Here is a 20,816-nt window from a genome sequence, read left to right as displayed (position 1 = left end):
GTTCTCATGAAAATCGCGGTATTCAGTGCGCGCAAATACACCCGCACGTACTTTGACCGTTTTTGCGGCGACCACGAGCTGGTCTATTTTGACGCCCACCTGAGTAAAGAAACCCTGCCGCTGGCATACGGGTTTCCCGTGGCCTGTGTTTTTGTCAACGACCGGGTTGACGCGGAGGTTGTGCGTAACCTGGCGGACAATGGTTTGCGCCTGCTGGCACTGCGTAGCGCGGGCTACAATCACGTTGACCTGCAGGCAGCTGCAGAGTGCGGCGTGACGGTGGTGCGGGTGCCGGCTTATTCACCCTATGCGGTGGCCGAGCACACCGTCGCGCTGATTCTCGGCCTCGACCGGAAGATTCCACGCGCACATGCTCGTGTTCGCGAAGGAAACTTCTCGCTGCAGGGGCTGCTGGGGTTTGATCTTCATGGCAAGACAGTCGGGCTGATCGGGCTGGGCCGCATCGGCGCGCTGGTGGCGAAAATCATGCGCGGTTTTGGCTGCAGGGTCCTCGCGGCCGATCCTTATGCTCAACCTGATGATGGTATCGAGCTGGTTGATAATCCGACTTTGTTTGCCCGGTCAGATATTGTCACGCTGCATTGCCCGCTGACCCCGGATACGCATCACATCATCGATGAGTCTGCGCTGCGACAGATGAAGGATGGTGTAATGCTAATCAATACCAGTCGCGGTGGCCTGGTTGATACACCCGCGGTCATCGCGGCCCTCAAGGCCGGCAAGATCGGCCACCTGGGGCTTGATGTCTACGAGGAGGAGGCCGATTTATTTTTTGACGACCTGTCAGACCAGATTATTGCCGATGATGTCTTTGCACGGCTGCTTACGTTCCCGAATGTCCTCATCACGGCTCACCAGGCCTTTTTTACCGATGAGGCGATGACGGCAATTGCCGGGACGACGATGGCCAATATTGACGCTTTTGCGACAGGACGCAGCAGTGGCAATGAAGTAACCCCCGGTGCGGTCAGGGGAGATGCCGGGGAATGAGCCTGCGAACAGCGGCGAAGCGCTGGGCCTTCAACTTCTTTCCGGCATTTCGCCGTACCGGTGCGCGTATCACGCACATGAGCGACGACGAGCGGCGGGTAGAGGTTCGTTTGCCGCTGAAGCGAGCAACCAGGAATTACGTCGGTACGATTTATGGTGGCGTGATGTACAGCGCGCTCGACGGCATTCTTATGGTGATGTTCATACGCCTGCTGGGTAAGGGCTATATAGTCTGGGACAAGGCCGGCCGAATCGAGTACCTGAAGCCCGGGCGTTCGGCGCTTCTCACAACGATAGAAATCACTGAAGAAGATTTGCAGTTTGTCCGGGACACGCTAGAGCAGCAGTCACGGCTGGAAAAGGAATTTACCCTTGAGTGGCGTGATGCCAACGGTGATGTCTGTTGCCGGGTGCACAAGCTGCTTTATTTCCGCCGGCGTGAGCAGAAAACGGGCCAGACTCTGTAGTCAGCGCACGGTCACCGCTGTGCCGCTGACGCTAACCATCATCATTGAGCCTTCAGAACCAACCGTCTCATAGTCCAGGTCGATGCCGACGATGGCGTTTGCCCCGAACTCATCGGCAAAGCGTGCCATTTCCTCAAAAGCAATTTCGCGCGCCTTGCGCAGTTCTCGCTCGTAGGCTGCCGAGCGGCCGCCGACTATGTCACGGATGTTGGCAAAAAAATCCTTGAAGATATTCGCGCCAAGTATCGCTTCGCCAGTGACAATACCGTGGTAGCGGGTGATTTCCTTGCCCTGGATGGTGGGCGTTGTCGACTGGATCATGCGGGCACTCCGGGGCAAAGCGTCAGTGTAGCAGTGCCGCTGTCAGCAAATGGTACCGGTCGGTTTTTCCGCCCAGTTGCTCGCGATTAGTGAGTCAATAATTTCCTGGCCCCGGCCTGGCCACGCCGGGTGCGTCTCGGCCGCCAGTTCGTCTGCCAGCACCGCGGCCTCGTGGGCGGGCGGTCGCCCGGAGTGCTCCGCGCGTGCCAGTACTTCGAGCAACCGGCAATAGACGCCTTCCGGTGTGTGACGGTCGAGATGCTTTTCCACGGCCGGGTCATCGCAGATCACGCCATACTGCTCATTGGCACAGTTAACGATGCCCATCCGGTTGGCGAGAAAATCGGGAACATAAAGGATGTCACGTTGCTGCAGGCCAACGGCATCGCGATCGGGCTTGCGCAGCTGGTTGTTAGCGGCGCCACAAACGATGGGGGCGCGAATCACGGGGATAGTGTCCGGGTTGAGTATGCCGCCGACCGCATTCGGAGCAAGGATGTCGCACGGGGTCGCCAGGATGGAATGATTGTCTGCTTCTGCCTGCCGCAGTTCCACCGGTGCATCGGCAAAACGGTTGCGCGCCTTGTCCAGGGCTGCCGTATCAATGTCACTGGCAATTATTTTACCGATACCGTGCTTGAGCAACGTCGCAATCATGTTCTGGGCAACATTACCGGCGCCCTGCATGGCGATCACCTTGCCTGCCAGCGTGTCTCCGGAGCAGTGCGCCAGCGCCGCCTCCATGGCCACCACTACACCGCGGGCGGTGAGCACCCCGGGATTGCCGCTGCCGCCAACGACCGGTGGTATGCACGTGGTGTGTCGTGTGGTGCTGAAGATCGCTGCCATATCGGCTGGACGCGTGCCCACGTCCTCGGCAGTTACGTAGCAGCCGGCGATACCCGATATGAAGCGGCCATAGTCACGGAATATTGCGGTTCGTAACCGCGCATCGTCATAGTCGCGGCCCGGTTCGCGCGCGATGATGCCCTTGCCGCCACCCCACCACAGTCCGGCCAGTGCGTTCTTTTGCCCCATGGCGCGACTCAGACGCAGGCCATCATTGATGAGACTGCCCAGCCTGGGGTATGACCAGAAACGCACGCCGCCGGCCGCCTGGCCGCGTTCGGTGCGATGGATAAAGCCGGCGAGCAGGTGGTCGCTTTCAGCCCCGAGTTCGAACAGACAAGCCGCGTGCCGGTCATAGTCGGGATCCTCCACAAGCCGGCCTGCCAGTGGCTGCAACGCGTCGTGGCTGATGTAGATGTCGTCTGCCGGGCGCGCCGCAATCAGGGCCCGGCGAGACCCGGCGTTTTTCAGTGCTTCGGCGAGATTTCGTGGGTCTTCATCCCACATGCTGACACCCGTCTGCTACAGCCGCTGTGACCGTATCATCTGCGCGTCGCCATGCCCGCGTCAACAAGACCCTGTGTGCCGGGCCTTACGAGCGGCGGATTTCTTTCCAGATGTCCTTATAGGCGTCGCCGATCTCGTCGAGCAGGACTTTGCTGGCAGCGAGGACTTCCTTGCCGGCATCGCTGGTTACATCGCCAAGTGAGCGCATTCGTGACTCAACCGAGCCCCACTTGTCTTCCAGCGGTTCCCACTTGTCACGCATTTCCTGCTTCGCCAGCTGCAACTGCACGCGCAGCTCATCGCGCTCGCGGCTGAGCGCCTCGATCAGCTCTTCCAGGGTGGTTTTGTCATCACTCATGGCCGGAATGATAGTAGCACCGCGGCAATCCGGGTATACGTAATGGACGCAGTCCGCCCGCGATCCCGGGTGCCGGCCGGGCGTCAAAAAACCGTCATTTGCTTACCGACGTTCTGCCAACAGGTTCCTTGCAACCAGGCTGGAGAGAATCTAGTTTCGGGAGTTATGGAAAACCTCGCGGGGCAAAGGATTGCTGCTGCCTGGCGGCGCGGCCACGACCGCGTGCGTCTGCTGCTGGCGGTGCTCGCATTGGCGTGTATGCCGGTGCACGCAGCAGTGCTTGGCTACGATTCCTTCAGTTATCCGGTCGGGGCGCTTGGCGGTAACAACGGCGGAACCGGTTGGGCTGCTGCCTGGCAGGGCGGTGGCAGTAACCAGGTGGTCGCCGCTGGTCTGGCTCATCCCGGTGGCGGCCTGACCGTTGCCGGGGGCGCCGATCAACTCAATGCGCCTTTCGCCGGATTTCCTGTTCTGCAAAGCCGCAACCTCGGCAGCAGTTTTGGTGCAGTCACCGAGACCATTTGGGTCAGTATGCTGTTGCAACCGCAGGAGACGACGTCGCCAACCAACAGTTACATGGGGCTGGTCATTGGCAGCGGTGGCCCGGGCAACACCAACCAGATTTTTTTCGGCTACTCGGGAACCAACTTCAAGATTCAGGACTGGGGCGGTGGCGGGCTCAACGTCACAGTGCCCGGCGTTATGCCCGGCCAGACCGTTTTCCTGGTGCTGCGGCTTGACATAGACGCTGCGGGTGTCGAGACGGCGACCCTTTATCTAAACCCGACTGCGGGTCTTCCGGCGCCTGATGTCGCACCGAGTTCAGCCAAGAACGATCTCGATCTTGGCTCGCCGTTCGGTACCATCAGTATTGGTGGCGGACGCAATGGCGCGACGAACCCGTCACTACTCGACGAAATTCGCATCGGCAACAGCTATGTCGATGTCGCGCCACCCCCGGTCGACCTGGTATTCAATGTTGACAGCACACTGGATCTGCTCGATGCAATGCCTGGCGACGGTATATGCGCAACCGCAGGCGGCCAGTGCACGCTGCGAGCCGCGGTGCAGGAAAGCAATGCCTGGGGCGGCACCGACACAATCAATGTGCCGCCTGGTACCTACCTGCTGACGCGGGCCGGTGCCAGCGAAGACCTGGCTGTCGACGGCGACCTGGATATTACCGACGAGGTCACCCTCCAGGGAACCGGTACTGCGGCAACAGTCATCGATGGCAACCAGCTTGATCGCATATTTGAGGTGCGCGCGCCAACGGCGACTATCTCGGGGTTGACGGTGGATAACGGCCAGGTGAATGCCGAAGGCGGCGGTATTCGCGTGCATGGAATCAATTCACTGACTCTGACTGATGCAACCGTCAGTGGCAGCGACGTGCTCAGCAAGAAAGGCGGTGGCATCTTTGTGGCCAGCGGTTCACTGACGCTTGTCAACGTTACGTTGAGCGGTAACTTGGCCAAGGAGGGTGGCGGAATCTTTGTGCAATCTGCATCAGTTGATGCAACAAACGTCACGATTACGGCGAATTCCGTAACCTCCAAAGGGTCCGGCCTGGTGCCCGGTAGTGGGTCAATGACCTTCCGCAACAGCATTATTGCGGGCAATGCTGGCGCTGCTAACTGTGACGCGGTAGCCGGTCCCGGGGTGAACAACCTCGACGATGATGGCAGTTGTGGTTTTGCTCTGACTGCGGCGCCTGTGCTGGGTCCGCTGCAGGATAACGGTGGGCCGACCACGACGCATGCACTGCTGGCGGGCAGCCCGGCCATCGACAGTGGCTCTGATGGCGTGTGCCCTGCGGCAGACCAACGCGGCGAATTACGGCCCTTTGACGGCGATGGCGATCTGACCGCGACCTGCGATATCGGCGCTTTCGAGCTGATTGCATTCACGGTTAGTGGCACGGTGTTCGAGGACGTCAACTATGGCGGAGGCGCGGGGCGGGATCTGGTGACCGCTGGCGGGGTGCCTGTCCCGGGGGCAGTTGTGGAGCTCTACGATGGAGCTGGCAGCTTCCTGCTTTCAACGACTGCTGCTGCGCCGACCGGGCAATACAGCTTTGCCGTGTCACCCGGCAACTACCAGGTGCGTGTAGTCAACGACACAGTGGATTCTACCCGTAGCGGCGCGACCGGTAGCGAGATGCCGGTGCAGACTTTCCGCACCGATGCCTCGGGCGGAACCGCAATCGCGGTGACCGACCATGTCGGTGGCGAGATTCCCGCTGAGGTCGATGCCGGCACTAACGGCAGCTCGGCGACGCTGGCGACGCTGAACGCGCCGGCGGGCACCGAGGTGCAGTCGCTGACGCCGGTTACGGTATCGGCGGCCAATATCGCAGCCATCGATTTTGGGTTTAATTTTGACCTGATCGTCAACACCAACGATGCCGGGCAGGGCAGCCTGCGGCAGTTCAAGGACAATTCCAACGCCCTGGATAATGCCGGGCTGGCCCAGGAAGGCCGGCCGGCTAATAACGAAAGTGCCATCTTCATGCTGGCCGATGGCACGGCGCGTCCCGGCATGAATACGGGCTATGCCAGCCAGTTCAGCGGCGGTGTCGCCACAATCGAGCCATTGACGCTGATACTGGCATTCACCAAACCGGTCATTCTTGATGCCACTACCCAGCCCGGATTCGGGTCGGTACCGGTCGTGGAGCTGAACGGAATTAACGTTGCCGGCGATGGCTTTACCCTGAATGGTGGCAACAGTACGTTGCGCGGCTGGGTCATCAACCGCTGTGGCTCAAACGGTGTTTATTCTGCTGCCGGTGGCGGCGGCAATATTTTTGATGGCAACTATATCGGCACCAACTCCACCGGTACGGCGCCCTCGGCCAACGGTGCCAACGGCATATCAATTCGCAGTCACCCGAACAACACGATTAGTGCAAATCTCATCGCGGGCAATGCCGGTAACGGGTTGTCCCTGCTCGACGCCGGATCGACAGGCAACATCGTGCGGGGAAACTACATTGGCGTGAACAGCGCCGGCACGCCGATCCCGAATACGCTGAACGGAATCCGCATTGCTGCCAGCAGCAGCAACACCATAGGTGGTACCGGCGCGGGTGAGGCCAACACGATTGCCCATAATGGCAAGCACGGCATCCTGCTGTACGCCAGTGGTGGCACGCCGACCGGGACGATCATTACTGCCAACAGCATCCATGACAACACGTTGTCCGGGATCGATCTGTCCGCCGTCGCCTCCAACAATGGTGATGGGCCTACACCGAACAACGGCACCAAGAATGCCGGTTTGCCAAACTTCGACATCGACACGCCAGTGGTCACATCGGCGATCCTGGCAGGGTCCAATCTCACACTGGCGGGTTACGTTGGCAATGCGCCGGGGCAGCCTCTTTTTGCCGGCGCCCGGGTCGAGTTTTTCGCGTCCGATACGGATGCAACTGACAACTTTGGCGAGGGGGAGCGCTACCTGGATTTCCTGACGACTGACGGATCTGGAAACTTCTCCGGTACGATTGCGGTCACTGGCATTACGGATAGTGATCAGATTACTGCGACCGCGACGGACGCGGCCAGTAACACATCTGAGTTCGCCGCCAACGCTGTAGTGTTTGAACAGCGCCTGATCATCAAGCGCGCATTTCAGCTCGACGGATCACCAATTGCTGACCTGAGTATGTTGCCCGTAGGCCTGCCGTTCAGGTTCCTGCTGTACGTCGATAACCCCGCTGGTGCGATGAGTGACACAGCGCTGCAAGACGCGCTCGACCCTCTGTTTATCTATGAGCCCGGGTCAATGAAGGTCGATACATCATTGGTATCGAGCGTCGTTTGCCCGGGCGGCGCCTGCAATGAAGGCGCGATTTTTGCCCAGGTCAACAGCAGCGGCACTGCGCTCGGCGACGGTGATGCGGTCACGGCACCCATTGACGCTGATAATGGAAGCTACAACACGGCATCTTCCACGATCGACCTGGGTGACAATGCCAACAGCAGTAATGGTCAGCTCGATATTCCGGCAGATCGTGTCCTGGCGCTGCTGTTCACTGCCCGAATCCAGTAAAGACACGCCTGTAAGGCCCTGGCGACCACTGTCATGACGATTGTGTCATGTAGTTAAATTTTGCACTTGTGCAGTCCGGTCAAAATCTGCAAACAAGAATTACGTTTGCTGTACTGCGCAGCCCGGGTATTGATAATCAGTTCTGGGCAAACAAGTCCCACTGATCGCGAGTACGTGAACGATACGTACCAGGCATAAATAAATAAAACAGGTTGGTCGAAAAAGTGGCTACAAACATGAGAATTGCTTTAGTAGAGGATGATCCGCAGCAGGCTCATCTGATCGAGTCATGGCTCGGGGAGGCAGGTTTTCCTGCGCGTACCTATGCCGATGCAAACGGATTCCTGAAGTCGGTTGCCAAGGAAAGCTACGATCTGCTCATCCTCGACTGGATGCTGCCCGACCTGGACGGACTCGAGCTGATCGATCGGTATCGCGCGATAACGCAGGGCGGACCGTCAGTAATGGTGGTTACCGTCAAGGATACCGAGAACGACGCAGTAGATGCGTTGACCAAGGGCGCAGACGATTATGTGCGCAAGCCGTTACGTCACCGCGAGTTTCTCGCCCGGATTCGTGCGCTGGGGCGGCGCGCTGAGCAGCGCAATCTGCTGGATATCGACCCGTTCGAGATCGATACGATTAGCCGCACCATCAGCGTCAATGGCGACCCGGTCAGGCTGACCGCCCGCGAATATGAAATGGCGCTGTTTCTTTTCCAGCGCCGCGATCAGCTGGTTTCACGCAATCACATCCTCGAGTCGATCTGGGGTAATGACCGGCTGTTGCTTAGTCGCACGGTAGATACGCATATCAGCCGGCTGCGCAAGAAGCTGCAGCTCGACGGCGGCAGCGGCTGGCGCCTGATTTCTGTCTACCGCCGTGGCTACAGCCTGCAGAAAATAACCTGACTTCGACTACACTATCCGCATGGCGGGTAGCTTCCAGGACAAGGTCGTCATCATCACCGGCGCTTCTGCCGGTGTTGGTGCGTCTGCTGCCAGACAATTTGCGGCGGAAGGGGCCAGGCTGGTGCTGGTGGCGCGAGGGCAGGAGGCCGTTGAGGCGATAGCCTACGAATTCGGCACAGATGCGGTCGCCGTGCCCATGGACGTTGCCGATGAGCAGGCGTGCAATGAAATGCTGCACCGGGCGCAGCGGCACTTCGGCGCGATCAACATCCTGGTCAACAATGCCGGCTGTAATTACCGTGGTCCGCTCGAGACCATAGAGCCGCGCCAGCTCGGACAGATCGTCGATGTAAACCTGCGCGCGCCGATAGTCTTATCGCGCCAGGTTATCCCTTACCTCAAGCGCGCCGGCGGTGGCAACATCATCAATGTCGCGTCGATAGCCGGCAAGATACCGGTACCGGATGAAGCGGCCTATTCAGCGACCAAGTTTGGCCTGCGTGCTTTCAGCCGTGCGCTGGCGGCCGAGCTGGCTGAAGACGGTATCAGCGTGTCCTGCGTATCGCCCGGTCCGATCGACACGGGTTTTATCATGGAGCATCTCGACAAGGTGCCGGACTACTTTTTTTCACAGCCGATCAGCAGCGCTAACCAGGTTGCACGGCTGATTCTTGAATGCGCCACAGACGGTCGGCTGGAACGAACCATACCGGCCACGACCGGCAAGCTGGCAACGGCAGGCTATATTTTCCCTCGGTTGGCGGACTTCCTGCGGCCATTCCTGGCGCGGAAAGGCAAACGCATCAAGGCGCAGTACGCCGAGCGTTACGAAAAAGCCCGGGAAAGTGCCCGCCGGCGTGAGGAGCAAAAGGCCACAGCCAAATCCGCAGACACTGAATGAAATATGCCGCGAACCGGAAAGCTTCGGCTCAGCCGGGTGGCCAGCTCAAACCCCGTCCGGCCAGCACGTGCACGTGCAGGTGAAAGACTGACTGACCGGCGCCGGCGCCATTGTTGACCACCAGTCGAAAATCTTCGTGGCCGGCGTCACGCGCAATTGCTGCGCCGGTGAGCATGAGATGGCCAAATAACTCAGCCTCGGCAGCACCGCCATCACTCAGTCTTGCGATCGGCTTTTTTGGAATCACCAGCACATGCAATGGCGCCTGCGGGCTGATGTCATTGATCGCAATGCAGTGATCGTCCTCGTGTACGATCTCGGCCGGAATCTCGCGATCGATGATGCGGGTAAACAGCGATTTTTCGTTCATAGCGGTGACTCCATGCACGCTTGTTACCAGTGTAGGGAAGCCCGGCTGCCAGTGGCAAGCCGGGTGATAAACTACGCCGGATGAAGGATCTGGCAGCAGGGCAGCAGTGGCTCAGTCGCGCTGTTTCCGGGCCGGTGCGGGTGCGCCCGCACAGCCGGCTAAAATGCCGCCGAGTGCCGTCTCCATGAGGTTGGATAACCAGGCGAGGTCGTCAGTGCCCGAGCAAACAGCTAACACGCAAAGCGCGGCCACGGTCATGATGATTCGCCCTGCAGCGTTTAACGCCAACCCGTTAACGGCCGAAACCAACGCTTTCCAGAAAAGTGATGCGCCGGATGCTTCGCAGCTGCTTGCCGCCGCACAGCGTGAATTTGATGGGCTGGCTGCAAAGCTGGCAGCTGCCGGCGTAGAGGTTTGTGTGTTCCAGGATGACAGTGATGCGGTCAGGCCTGATGCGGTATTCCCGAATAACTGGATAACCACCCATGCCGACGGCAGCGTGGTGCTGTACCCGATGCTGGCAGAAAACCGCCGCACCGAGCGGCGCCCCGACCTGGTCCATCGTCTGGCTACCGAGCACGGATTCGTTGTCAGGACTATCGTCGATTTCTCGCCCTACGAGCTCACCGGCAAGATACTCGAAGGCACCGGCAGCATGATCCTCGACCGGGTCAACAGCGTTGTCTATGCGTGCCGCTCACAGCGGACCGATGCTGACGTACTGGCGGAATTCTGCGACCGGTTTGACTGCCGGCCGGTCCTGTTTGACGCTGTTGATCGCAACGGGCTGGCGATATATCACACCAACGTGATGATGACGCTGGGAACGGCCTTCGCTGTCGTTTGCCTGGAAAGTATTTGTGATCCGGGCGAGCGCGACACGCTGGTTGTTTCGCTGGAGCAAACCGGGCACGAGCTGATTGAAATCACCTACACACAGATGGAACAGTTCGCAGGCAACATGCTGGAGCTGCGCGCTGCCGAAACCCTGGTGATTGCCATGTCACAGCGCGCCCGCGACAGCCTTGCTCCGGACCAGGTGGCAGCGCTGGAGCGGCACGCAAATTTAGTCTCGTCACCGATCGAAATGCTGGAGGACTATGGCGGTGGCAGCGTGCGCTGCATGCTGGCCGAGATTTTTCTGCCAAAGGAGAATATGCAATGAGTGGCCAGTGCCTGCAGGAGCAATATGCGCCGCACAATGCATGCTTCGGCTGCGGTCCGGCCAACGAGCAGGGGCTGCGTGTGCGCAGTATTCCCGACGGTGACGCTGTTGTTGCCGAATGGCAGCCGCAGCGGCATCACGAGGCGTTCCCCGGTGTTCTGTGTGGCGGCATTATCGGCACGTTGCTCGATTGTCACTGCAACTGGACTGCGGCCTGGCACCTGATGCGCCAGGCGGCGGCTGATCGCCCGCCGTGTACGGTAACGGCTGACTACACGATCACGCTGAAGCGGCCTGCACCCACGGATGCTCCGGTGAGCTTGCGCGCAACGGTTGCCAGTATCGATGCTGATCGCGCCACCATCGAGGGTGAACTTGTCGCCGGCGGCAAGGTGTGTGCCACCTGCCGCGGAACATTTGTCGCCGTGAAGCCGGGCCACCCGGCTTATCATCGCTGGTAACGGTAGTGAGCAGAACCAGCCGGCGCTACGAGCGTCTAGTCGAAAGACCCTATCGCCGCGTAGCGCGCCAGCTGTCCGACAATCCCGACTGGATTCCGACAATAACCGAGGGAGACTCCTGGTTCGCTTTCCCGGCCCTGCTGTGGCGGCGCAATATTATTGGCCACCTGCAGCGCACCTTCGATGCCCGCATGGCCATGCTGCTGATGGCGCACAATGGTGACACCGTGGCCGAGATTATGGCTGGCGACCAGAAACGCAGGCTGCGTTACGCGTTGCAGCACAAATTTGGCTTCCGCATCCTGTTGTTCAGCGCCGGTGGCAACGACATAGTCGACGCCATGCCACGCATGCTGACAAAAAAGTGCCGCGGCACAGGATGGCGTAAATGCATCCGCGACGACGTTGTGGAGGAAGTGCTGGAGGAAATCCGCGACGCCTACAGCAGCCTGTTGCAGATGCGCGACCGGCACAATCCGCGCTGCCATGTTTTTACTCACGCCTATGACTTTCCCACGGTCAACGGTGAACCGATTCGCATTCTCGGCAAGCCGGTCAGCAAGCCGCCAATCACCGCTGTGTTCCGCAAGAAAGGCTTTACCAGCAAGTCAGATCAGCGCGCAATCGTCCGTCACGTACTGGCCGAATTTCACGATATGCTTTATGACCTGCGCATGGAGAGTCGGCGGTTTACCGTAGTGGACACGCGCGGCACGCTGCATTCCTCCCACTGGAAGGACGAAATGCACCCGTCCGACCGTGGTTTCGGGCTGGTGGCGCAGCGGATCGGCCGGGCGATTCAGCGGCGTTTTCCACAAGCTCTGCCGCGGCGCAAGCTTAATAGTTACTGATCAGAGCGTTGGCGATCTCTACGCCGCCTGCGTGAAATGCTAGGTTATGCAGCCGTGAGGTGATGCAAGGAGATGCGTGGCTGTGCAGGCAAAGATCCACTACCAGATTGTCCCGGCAGACCCGGGCGGACATATCTTCGAAGTCCACTGCCACATTGCCGAACCTGATGCGGACGGGCAGCGACTCTCGCTGCCGGCGTGGACACCGGGAAGTTACCTGGTGCGCGACTTTGCCGGTCACGTCATCGAGCTGGAAGCGAGCTGTGGCGGCGATGAGACGGGTGTAAGCAAGGCGGACAAGTCCAGTTGGCAGTGCGCGCCGTGCAAAGGGCCACTGGTGGTTCATTACCGGGTGTATGCAAAAGACCTGTCAGTCCGTGGTGCCCATCTCGACAGCACCCGAGGGTTTTTTAACGGGCCGTGTATTTTCCTGCGTGTACACGGACAGGAAAACCAGCGTTGCACCGTGCATATGGAGCGTCACGGGCATGATCGCTTTTCCGGATGGCGCCTTGCCACGTCGATGCGGCGCCTCGATGCAGAGCCGCATGGTTTCGGGTTGTACGAAGCTGCCGATTATGACGAACTGATTGACCACCCCGTGGAAACAGGCGAATTCGAGACCCAGTACTTCGAAGCGCACGGCGTGCCGCACCAGCTGGTTGTCAGCGGCCGTCACCACAGCGACCTGGCACGGGTTGCGCGCGACCTGAAAGCAGTCTGCGAGTACCAGATGGAGCTGTTTGGCCTGCCGGCACCCATCGACCGCTATGTATTCCTGTTAACCGTGCTCGGCAGTGGCTATGGCGGCCTGGAACACCGCTGGTCCTGCGCCATGATGGCGAGTCGCGGCGACCTGCCGGCCTACGGTAGCGACGAGGTGACTGATGCCTATCGCGGTTTTCTCGGGCTGGCCAGTCACGAGTATTTCCACCTGTGGAACGTGCGGCGCATTCGCCCGGCGCCGGTTGCCGAGTCCGACCTGTCGCGCGAGGCGTACACGCGACAGCTGTGGATTTTTGAAGGCATTACTTCGTACTACGATGACCTCAGCCTGTTGCGGGCCGGCGTAATCAGTTCCGATTCCTATCTTGACCTGGTCAGCAACATGGCAACGCGCGTGTGGTCCGGCCGTGGCCGCTTCACGCAGAGCCTGGCTGATGCCAGCTTCGACGCCTGGGTGAAGTTCTACAAGCGCGATCACAACGCGCCCAATACCCAGGTCAGTTATTACACCAAGGGAGCGCTGGCAGCGCTGGGTCTGGACCTGACCATAAGGGAACGTACGGCTGATGCCTGCAGCCTCGATGATGTCATGCGCGCGGTCTGGCAGCAGTACGGGCTGACCGATACGCCGCTGCCCGAGGGCCGGTTCGAGCAGTTGTGCACCGAGGTTTGCGGCACTGATTTGGGCGACTACTTCGACAGCGTTATATATGGTGTCACCGACCCGCCGCTCGATGAGCTGCTTGCCAGGCTGGGCGTGACGTTTACCATGTTGCCGTTACCGGACGGCCAGAACCGGCCGCCGGTCAAGCCGCCGACCGGCAATGTGCCTGCGTTGCATATCGGTTTTGCCAATGACAATGGCAAATTGATGGTAACGACCGTGTTTCAGCACGGGCCGGCGCATCGTGCGGGGCTTGCCAGTGGTGACGAGCTGCTGGCGCTTGAGGGTGTGCGCGTTACACCTGACAACTATCAGCAGCTGTTGTCGCGTTATCGCCCGCGTGACCTGGTGCGTATCGATGTATTCCGGCGTGATGAACTGCTGCGTTTCACCGCGGAGCTCGATCCGGCGCCACCTGCGGCGGTTCGTGTCGCTATCGACAGCGATGCCGGTAGTGCTTCGGTGGAGATACGGCGACTGTGGATGCAAGGTAAAACGCATTGAGGCAGTCCTGCCTGGCGTTGTTGCTTGCCGTCGCGTTGCCGACGGCCGCCGCTCCGGTGCCGGGGTTGCCGGTGGCAGTGAGCAACAATGCCGTTGCCGGCGTCGTCCTGGATGACGGTTTCCACATGGTGAGCCTGATGGGGCTACTGGAAGGCAGGACCTGGCGCGATACCACCAGCACCGCCTGGCACCTGCCGCCCGCGGCGGCAAAGTGGCGCAGATTACCCGATGTGCCTGGCGGTGCCGGGCGACTGGCGGGAGCAGCAGTTGGGCTCGGCGGCCTGGTTTACATCTTTGGCGGTTACACGGTGGCGGAAGATCACAGCGAAGTTTCCGTTCCGCTGGTGCATGCACTGGACGTGCGGCAGGACAGCTATGTCGAGCTCGCACCGATGCCGGTTCCGGTCGACGATACCGTCGCCCTGGCTTACGCCGGTCGCTACATTTACCTGGTCAGTGGCTGGCACGACTCCGGCAACGTCAACCTGGTGCAGCTTTACGACACCGAAACCGGTCAGTGGCACCAGGCGACGCCATGGCCCGGCGCACCGGTATTTGGACATGCGGGCGGCATCGTCGATGACCAGATCGTTGTCTGCGACGGTGTGCGAATTGAAACCACGCGGAAACAGCGCAGGTTCCGGGCGGCGAAGCGTTGCCTGTCTGGCCGTGTTCGCGCCGGCGACCCGCGTCGGATCGACTGGGTGGTCATGCCGCATCATCCCGGGCCGGCCCTGTATCGGATGGCTGCCACCGGGACACAACTCGACGGCGAGCCGGCCATTCTGTTCGCCGGTGGCAGCGATAACCCGTACAACTACAACGGCATCGGCTACGACGGCAGGCCGTCATCGCCCTCATCACGCGTATTTGCCTGGCTCACCGATACCGGACGCTGGCAAAAAAAGCCGTCCTTGTCAGTGGCAACGATGGATCATCGCGGGCTGCTGGCACATCAGGGGCAATATGTGATCGTTGGTGGCATGCGCGAAGGGCAGGCGGTAACCGCAGCCGTTGTGGCATACCAGCCCTGAGTTATCTGGCCCCGTCGGCCGAATACATCTAAAGTTCAGTAATGACCTTTTTTGAGGAACTGCGCCAGCGCAATGTATTCCGCGTCGCCGCCGGATACGTGCTGCTGTCATGGCTGATCCTGCAGGTGGTCGATATCGTGCTGCCGCTCATCGGCGCTCCGGAATGGGTTGGGCGGTTCATGCTCCTGGTGCTGGCAATTGGTTTTCCGATTGCGCTGTTCCTGTCGTGGGCCTACGAATTCACGTCCGAGGGCGTACGGCGCGAAAGTGACGTGGTGCGGGATGCGGCAACCGCAAAAGCTGTCAGCCGCAAAATCGACTTTGCCATCATCGGCCTGCTGTCGCTGGCGCTGCTCTACCTGCTGGCCAGCCGCTATCTCGACGGCACCGGCCGGCCGGGTGAGATGACCCAACTGTCCCGCGACGTTACACAAACGCCGCTGGAAAACGCGGTTGCAGTGCTGCCGTTCGATAATCGCAGTGCGCTCGAGTCCGATGTTTTTTTCACTGACGGAATGCACGATGATCTGCTGACCTACCTGTCACGCTTCGAATCACTCAAGGTGATTTCGCGCACCTCGGTCATGCGTTACAAGGGAACGAAAAAATCGATCCCGGAAATTGCCCGTGAGCTGGGCGTTGCGGCAATCATGGAAGGTGGCGTGCAGCGATCGGGTGACAAGGTTCGGATAAACGTGCAGCTGATCGATGCAGCCACTGATGAACACGTGTGGGCCAACATTTATGACCGCACCCTCACGGCCGAGAACCTGTTCGAGATCCAGACCGAAATTGCGACGTCGATTGCGCGTGAGCTCGAAGCAACGTTAACGCCGAGGGAGCAGCAGCGGTTGCAGCAGGCACCGACGCAAAGCCTCGATGCCTACCAGGAATACCTGATTGGCCGGCAGCGCATGGAGGGGCGCACCACGGCGGGGCTGGCCGAATCCGAGCGACGGTTCCGCACGGCGCTCGACTACGACAGCGAGTTCGCCCCGGCCTGGGCCAGCCTGGCCGATTCTTATCAGCTGCAGATGTATTACAGCGGTTATCCACGACTCGAAGGTGCACTGAAGGCGCGCAACGCCATCGACAGGGCGCTGCAACTCGATCCCGATCTCGGTGAGGCCTATATCTCGCTGGCCCTGATGAGCCGTGGTGACGATGCCGAACGCGCCTATCGCAAGGGCATCAGCCTCAACCCCAACTACGCGCGTGGTCACCAGTGGTACGGCTGGTGGCTGAGCCGCAACGGGCGGCTGGAACAGGCTGAGTCACACCTGCACCAGGCGGTCACGCTCGATCCGTTGTCACCAATAATCCAGAACAGCCTGGGCCGCGTGTACCAGAAAAAAGGCGATATCGACGCAGCAGTCGATCGTTTCAACCGGGCCCTGGAAATTGATCCGGGCTTCGCCGAGGCGCATGCGGAGCTGGCAGCTTACGAGTATTTCGTCCGTGGCCGCTGCGATTCGGCCCTGGCTGCAATCGAGCGTTACAAGGAGCTCGATCCCGGCAAGCCCAAAGCCTATGCCTTGCCGTCATTTATATTCCTTCATCTGGGTGAGCCGGACCTGGCGGCAGAATGGGCTCAACGCAGCATCGAGCTTGGCGCCGGCTCCGGTGAGGCGAATTACGCGATGGCGTTGCTGCACCTGTACCGTGATGAGCCACGCGATGCCGCGCGTTATCTCGACCGGTTGCACGAAATCGATGCCAGTTTCGCCCGTGCTGTAAACAAGTTGCGTGATATTGAACTGCGCAACGGCAGCCAGAGAAAAGCCCGCAGACGTTACCTGGCTGCTTTCCCGCAGCTTGGTGAAAAAGCACCGCAGGTTGACCTGCGCAATTACGCAGCGGCGGTTGGTTTCGCTCACCTGCTGCAGCAGCAGGGCAGGACCGAGTCCGCGGCAGTCCTGCTCGATGCTGCCATGCAGGTACTGTCGGGTGTACCGCGCCAGGCGCGCGCCTGGGAAGGCGTCGGTGTGCTTGATGCCGAAATCCATGCGCTGCAGGGCCGGACAGATGAGGCTCTGGCTGCTATCCGCCAGGCTATCGTCGCCGGCTGGCGCGACGAATGGTGGTACCAGGAAAAATACAATCCACACTTTGACGAGCTGCGCCAGCATCCCGGGTTTGTTCAGCTGTTCGATGTTATCCGCGCCGACCTGGCCAGGCAGCGTGAGCGGGTGCGTTCAATGCAGGATCGCGGCGACATTACAATTGGCGCCGTGTACGACGGGTTAGCCCCCTGACCCAACGCCAGGCCACGATCCGCGTCCTCATCGGCGCCGTCATGATCAGCTTCTCGGCGGTGTTCGTGAAGCTTGTCAGCATGGGGCCGACGGCGATTGGCTTCTACCGCGTGTTTATTGCCGGCGTCATCCTCATGCTGTTTGTCCGGCTGCGTGGCGGGATACTGCTGAAAGGCGGCGCAATGGGGCTGATAGTCGCCGCCGCGCTGTTTTACATGGGCGATCTGTGGGTGTGGCACCAGAGCATCGAGTGGATCGGTCCGGGGCTGGCTACTCTGCTGGCTGCATTCCAGGTATTTATCCTGACCGCAGTCGGGATCCTGGTCTATCGTGAGCGCGCCGGCTGGCGCCTGTTCGTGGCCGTGCCGCTGGCGCTGCTGGGGCTGACACTGCTGGTTGGTCTGGATTGGTCGATACTGTCGCCGGAAAAGCGCGCCGGCGTGTGGCTGGGGCTGGCGACAGCGGTGTTCTACGCCGGGTACCTGCTTTGCCTGCGCGAAGCGCGGGCGCGGGCGGTCGATCGCACCGCTGCCGGTGACCTCGCGCTGGTCTCGCTGACCACGGCGGTATTCCTCGGCGCGGCATCTTTTTACGCCGGCGAAACACTGGTGGTCGAGCAGGCCACGGACGCCGCCTGGCTGACCACCTACGCGATTGGCTCGCAGGTAATCGCCTGGGTGCTGATATCCAGCGGTTTGCCGCATATTCCCGCATCGCGGGCCGGGCTGCTGCTGTTGCTGCAGCCAACGTTGTCATTTGTGTGGGATATCCTGTTTTTCCACCGACCGGTTGCCGCGCACGAAGCAGCCGGCCTGGTCATTGCCTTGTTTGCCATCTGGCTGGGCTCACAACGCACGGATAACCCGACGGCGTCTGATAAAATCGCCGACTGATTTACTGTTGTCAGGCAAATGCTGGAATTCGGTACAAAACTGCTTTTGAGCTACCTGCTCGGCTCGGTAAACGGCTCATTGTTGCTGGGCTGGCTGCGTGGTTTTGATATACGCACGGAAGGCAGCGGCAATGCCGGGGCCACCAATGCATTGCGTACGCACGGATTCCTTTTTGCCTTGCTTGTTATGCTGATCGACGTGGGCAAGGGCGTCGCCGCCGTTTTGCTGGTAGCGCCGATGGATGTGTTTGCCATGCCGTTGTTACAGCCGGGCTGGACGGCAGCGGCCTGTGGTGTCGCTGCTGTGGTCGGGCACATTGCGCCTTTCTGGTTTGATTTTCGTGGTGGAAAGGGTGGCGCCACAGCCGTCGGCGCATTGCTGGGCTTGTGGCCGCTGGCAGTGTTGCCAGTGGCAATGGTGTGGCTGGTCGTGCTGACCGGCACCGGCTTTGTCGGCTTCGCAACAATGTGTGCGGCGGTCACGATGCCGCTGTTTGTGTTGCTCTATCAGCCAGCCGGCCCTGATCTGCCGCTGCTTTTCTATGGTGCCGCCATCGCCGCGCTGGTGGTGTACGCGCACCGCTCCAACATCGCCAACATGCGCAGCGGTACCGAGAACCGTATGGCCGGCGCGATGTTCTGGCGCCGCAAAGCCTGATGCAGGTTGTAACCCTGATTGCGCGCCTGGCCGATGGCGCATGGCACCGGGTCGACGACATGAAAGAGACGTGTCGCCAGCTGGAAGCCCTGGGTCTCGACGCGGAAGTAATGGAAGATCGGTGCCGCCTGGCATACCCGCTGGACCTGCTCGATCAGGCCGCGATTGCCACTCTGCTGCCGCCGGGTGTCGAGCTTGATGTTGCCGCCGTAGTTGATTCGACCAACACGCGGCTGGCGCAGCGTCCGCCGCCTCCGGTCGGAACAACCAGCGTACTCGCCGCCGAGTTTCAGTATGGCGGCCGTGGTCGACTGCAGCGTAAATGGGTATCACCTTATGCCAGCGGAGTTTGTCTGTCGCTGGCACAACAGCTCGAACCGCCCCCCGACATGCCCGCAGCGCTGAGCCTGGTCACCGGCGTGGCGACACTGCGGGCGTTGCGTGAGCTGGCGGTAACCGGCGTCGGGCTGAAGTGGCCCAACGATATAGTCTGGCGGGGCGCAAAGCTGGGCGGTGTGTTGCTCGAAGCTTCCACCACAGCGGCCGGACTGCACGTGGTAACCGGAATCGGTATCAACGTGCGCCTGCCGGGAGCGGCAGCCGAGGTCATTGCCGGCGATGGCGGAATTGAAGCGACCGATCTGCATGCCATTGATCCGGCACTGTGTCTGCGGCGCAACGAGCTGACGGCTGCGCTGGTGAGCCATACAAGAGCCGCGCTGACGCAATTTGCGAGCGACGGTTTTGCGCCATTCCGCGAACAGTGGAATGATGCCGATGTGCTCAACGGCAGTGCAGTGAGCGTGTCCGGCGCTGATACCATAACCGGTGTGGCCGGTGGCATAAACGAGTCAGGAGCGCTGGTGGTGCGGAGCGGAAATATGACGCACCATCTTGTCGCCGGCGACGTCAGGGTGCGGGAAACATGAATCTTTTGCTCGATATAGGTAATACCAACGTAAAGTGGGCGTGGCACGACGGTGCGCTGCTCGGGTTTGGTGAATATGAGCATGTCGACAGCGATCTGGAAAATATTGTCGACGCAATCATCGACTGCGATCGCAACGCCGAAGGAATCTGGATTGCCAGCGTCGCCGACGATGAGTTCTCGGCAGAACTTGGTGAGGCCCTGGCCGATGAATTCGATGTCGAGCCGTACTTTGTCGAGGTCGAACCTGACGAATACGATGTCGCGGTTGCCTACGAGCATCCGGAACGGCTCGGTGTCGACCGCTGGCTGGCAATGATTGCCGCGCACGATGTGCTCGACGGTCCGGTGCTGGTGGCCGATGCGGGTACCGCCCTGACCATCGACGGGCTGCTTGAGGACGGCACCCATGTCGGTGGCCTGATTTGTCCCGGTATTCACCTGATGCAGGATGCAGTACTCGAAGACACCGCCGAGGTTGCCCGCAAGGCCGTGGAAGATGGTGGCGATGTTGCTCTTTTTGCCAGCGACACGGCAGCGGCGGTGACGGCCGGTTCAACCTTTGCGGCGGTGGCTCTTATCGAGTACGCGGCTGACGAGCTCGAGCGAATTTCCGGCGAGCCGCCCGGGGTTTTCCTCACCGGTGGGGCAGCCGCGGACATTGCGCCACTGCTGGGCGCCGATGTGCACGTTCTGCGTGAACTGGTGCTGCGCGGCCTGGCGCTGCTGGTCGAAGACGAAGACGACGGTGAGTGAGTGAAAGCACTGTTTCTGGCGCTGCTGACGCTTAACCTGGTCTATCTGGCGTGGCAGGCATGGATTGTTCCGACCCAGGCACCGCCGGCGCTGGTCGAGGCCGAAGGCGTGCCGCGGCTGGTGCTGGTGGGCGAGGATCCGGATGACCCGGCATTCATCATGCCGCAGCCG

At 60.5% G+C, this 20,816-nt stretch carries 20 protein-coding genes; 16 read left to right on the top strand and 4 right to left on the bottom strand.

The genetic code is table 11. The features are described 5' to 3' along the window. The first annotated feature begins 6 nt into the window (after positions 1-6). Together HKN06_13850 and HKN06_13845 are read left to right on the top strand one after the other, a co-directional pair. The gene (locus HKN06_13850) at positions 7-1,011 is read left to right on the top strand and encodes a 2-hydroxyacid dehydrogenase (GenBank protein NNF62396.1); all 1,005 of its coding nucleotides are present in this window, start codon (positions 7-9) and stop codon (positions 1,009-1,011) included. Then, positions 1,008-1,478, top strand: a complete 471-nt coding sequence (locus HKN06_13845) for a DUF4442 domain-containing protein (protein NNF62395.1) — start codon at positions 1,008-1,010, stop codon at positions 1,476-1,478. Before HKN06_13850 ends, HKN06_13845 begins: the two co-directional genes overlap by 4 nt. On the opposite strand, the gene HKN06_13840 is transcribed toward HKN06_13845, so the two are convergent. The 3 genes from HKN06_13840 to HKN06_13830 all read right to left on the bottom strand — a co-directional run bounded on the left by HKN06_13840 (position 1,479) and on the right by HKN06_13830 (position 3,513). Continuing rightward, a complete protein-coding gene (locus HKN06_13840) occupies positions 1,479-1,799 on the bottom strand; it encodes a heavy metal-binding domain-containing protein (protein ID NNF62394.1) in 321 nt (106 codons plus the stop codon). Between the two features lie 42 nt (positions 1,800-1,841). Further along, on the bottom strand, positions 1,842-3,155 hold the full coding sequence (locus HKN06_13835) for a Glu/Leu/Phe/Val dehydrogenase (GenBank protein NNF62393.1): 1,314 nt from the start codon (positions 3,153-3,155) through the stop codon (positions 1,842-1,844). 85 nt (positions 3,156-3,240) lie between these two features. Further along, positions 3,241-3,513: a hypothetical protein gene (locus HKN06_13830; GenBank protein NNF62392.1), complete on the bottom strand. Its 273-nt coding sequence runs from the start codon at positions 3,511-3,513 to the stop codon at positions 3,241-3,243. A 165-nt stretch (positions 3,514-3,678) separates the two neighbouring features. Between HKN06_13830 and HKN06_13825 the strand changes: the two genes are divergently transcribed. The 3 genes from HKN06_13825 (at position 3,679) to HKN06_13815 (ending at position 9,381) form a co-directional block, all read left to right on the top strand. After that, on the top strand, positions 3,679-7,569 hold the full coding sequence (locus HKN06_13825; protein ID NNF62391.1) for a hypothetical protein: 3,891 nt from the start codon (positions 3,679-3,681) through the stop codon (positions 7,567-7,569). A 236-nt stretch (positions 7,570-7,805) separates the two neighbouring features. Then, entirely contained in the window at positions 7,806-8,480 is a 675-nt protein-coding gene (locus HKN06_13820; protein NNF62390.1) for a response regulator transcription factor, read from the top strand. Positions 8,481-8,499: 19 nt separating this feature from the next. Further along, entirely contained in the window at positions 8,500-9,381 is an 882-nt protein-coding gene (locus HKN06_13815; protein ID NNF62389.1) for an SDR family oxidoreductase, read from the top strand. Between the two features lie 28 nt (positions 9,382-9,409). On the opposite strand, the gene HKN06_13810 is transcribed toward HKN06_13815, so the two are convergent. Further along, a complete protein-coding gene (locus HKN06_13810; GenBank protein NNF62388.1) occupies positions 9,410-9,751 on the bottom strand; it encodes a histidine triad nucleotide-binding protein in 342 nt (113 codons plus the stop codon). 184 nt (positions 9,752-9,935) lie between these two features. On the opposite strand from HKN06_13810, the gene HKN06_13805 reads away from it, so the two are divergent. The 11 genes from HKN06_13805 to HKN06_13755 form a co-directional block, all read left to right on the top strand. After that, positions 9,936-10,916, top strand: coding sequence for an amidinotransferase (locus HKN06_13805; protein ID NNF62387.1), 981 nt, complete (start codon positions 9,936-9,938; stop codon positions 10,914-10,916). Beyond that, positions 10,913-11,377, top strand: a complete 465-nt coding sequence (locus tag HKN06_13800; GenBank protein NNF62386.1) for a PaaI family thioesterase — start codon at positions 10,913-10,915, stop codon at positions 11,375-11,377. Before HKN06_13805 ends, HKN06_13800 begins: the two co-directional genes overlap by 4 nt. Positions 11,378-11,382: 5 nt before the next feature. Further along, entirely contained in the window at positions 11,383-12,228 is an 846-nt protein-coding gene (locus tag HKN06_13795; protein NNF62385.1) for a hypothetical protein, read from the top strand. A gap of 76 nt (positions 12,229-12,304) precedes the next feature. Beyond that, entirely contained in the window at positions 12,305-14,122 is a 1,818-nt protein-coding gene (locus tag HKN06_13790) for a M61 family metallopeptidase (protein NNF62384.1), read from the top strand. Further along, entirely contained in the window at positions 14,119-15,156 is a 1,038-nt protein-coding gene (locus tag HKN06_13785; protein ID NNF62383.1) for a galactose oxidase, read from the top strand. Before HKN06_13790 ends, HKN06_13785 begins: the two co-directional genes overlap by 4 nt. A gap of 41 nt (positions 15,157-15,197) precedes the next feature. Then, positions 15,198-17,411: a tetratricopeptide repeat protein gene (locus tag HKN06_13780; protein ID NNF62382.1), complete on the top strand. Its 2,214-nt coding sequence runs from the start codon at positions 15,198-15,200 to the stop codon at positions 17,409-17,411. 41 nt (positions 17,412-17,452) lie between these two features. Next, a complete protein-coding gene (locus HKN06_13775; protein ID NNF62381.1) occupies positions 17,453-18,304 on the top strand; it encodes a DMT family transporter in 852 nt (283 codons plus the stop codon). Positions 18,305-18,322: 18 nt separating this feature from the next. Further along, on the top strand, positions 18,323-18,961 hold the full coding sequence (gene plsY, locus HKN06_13770; protein ID NNF62380.1) for a glycerol-3-phosphate 1-O-acyltransferase PlsY: 639 nt from the start codon (positions 18,323-18,325) through the stop codon (positions 18,959-18,961). Next, positions 18,961-19,890 (top strand): biotin--[acetyl-CoA-carboxylase] ligase, encoded by a 930-nt coding sequence (locus HKN06_13765; GenBank protein ID NNF62379.1) that lies wholly within the window; start codon positions 18,961-18,963, stop codon positions 19,888-19,890. Before plsY ends, HKN06_13765 begins: the two co-directional genes overlap by 1 nt. Then, positions 19,887-20,645, top strand: a complete 759-nt coding sequence (locus HKN06_13760; protein NNF62378.1) for a type III pantothenate kinase — start codon at positions 19,887-19,889, stop codon at positions 20,643-20,645. The genes HKN06_13765 and HKN06_13760 overlap by 4 nt, the downstream gene beginning before the upstream one ends. Beyond that, the coding region (locus HKN06_13755) for a hypothetical protein (GenBank protein NNF62377.1) at positions 20,646-20,816 on the top strand (171 nt) is incomplete at its 3' end.

Source organism: Gammaproteobacteria bacterium, from assembly GCA_013003425.1.
Lineage (GTDB): Bacteria > Pseudomonadota > Gammaproteobacteria > Steroidobacterales > JABDKV01 > JABDJB01.
Note: the sequence above shows the minus strand (reverse complement) of the source record. Positions and strands in the feature narration are given on the sequence as shown.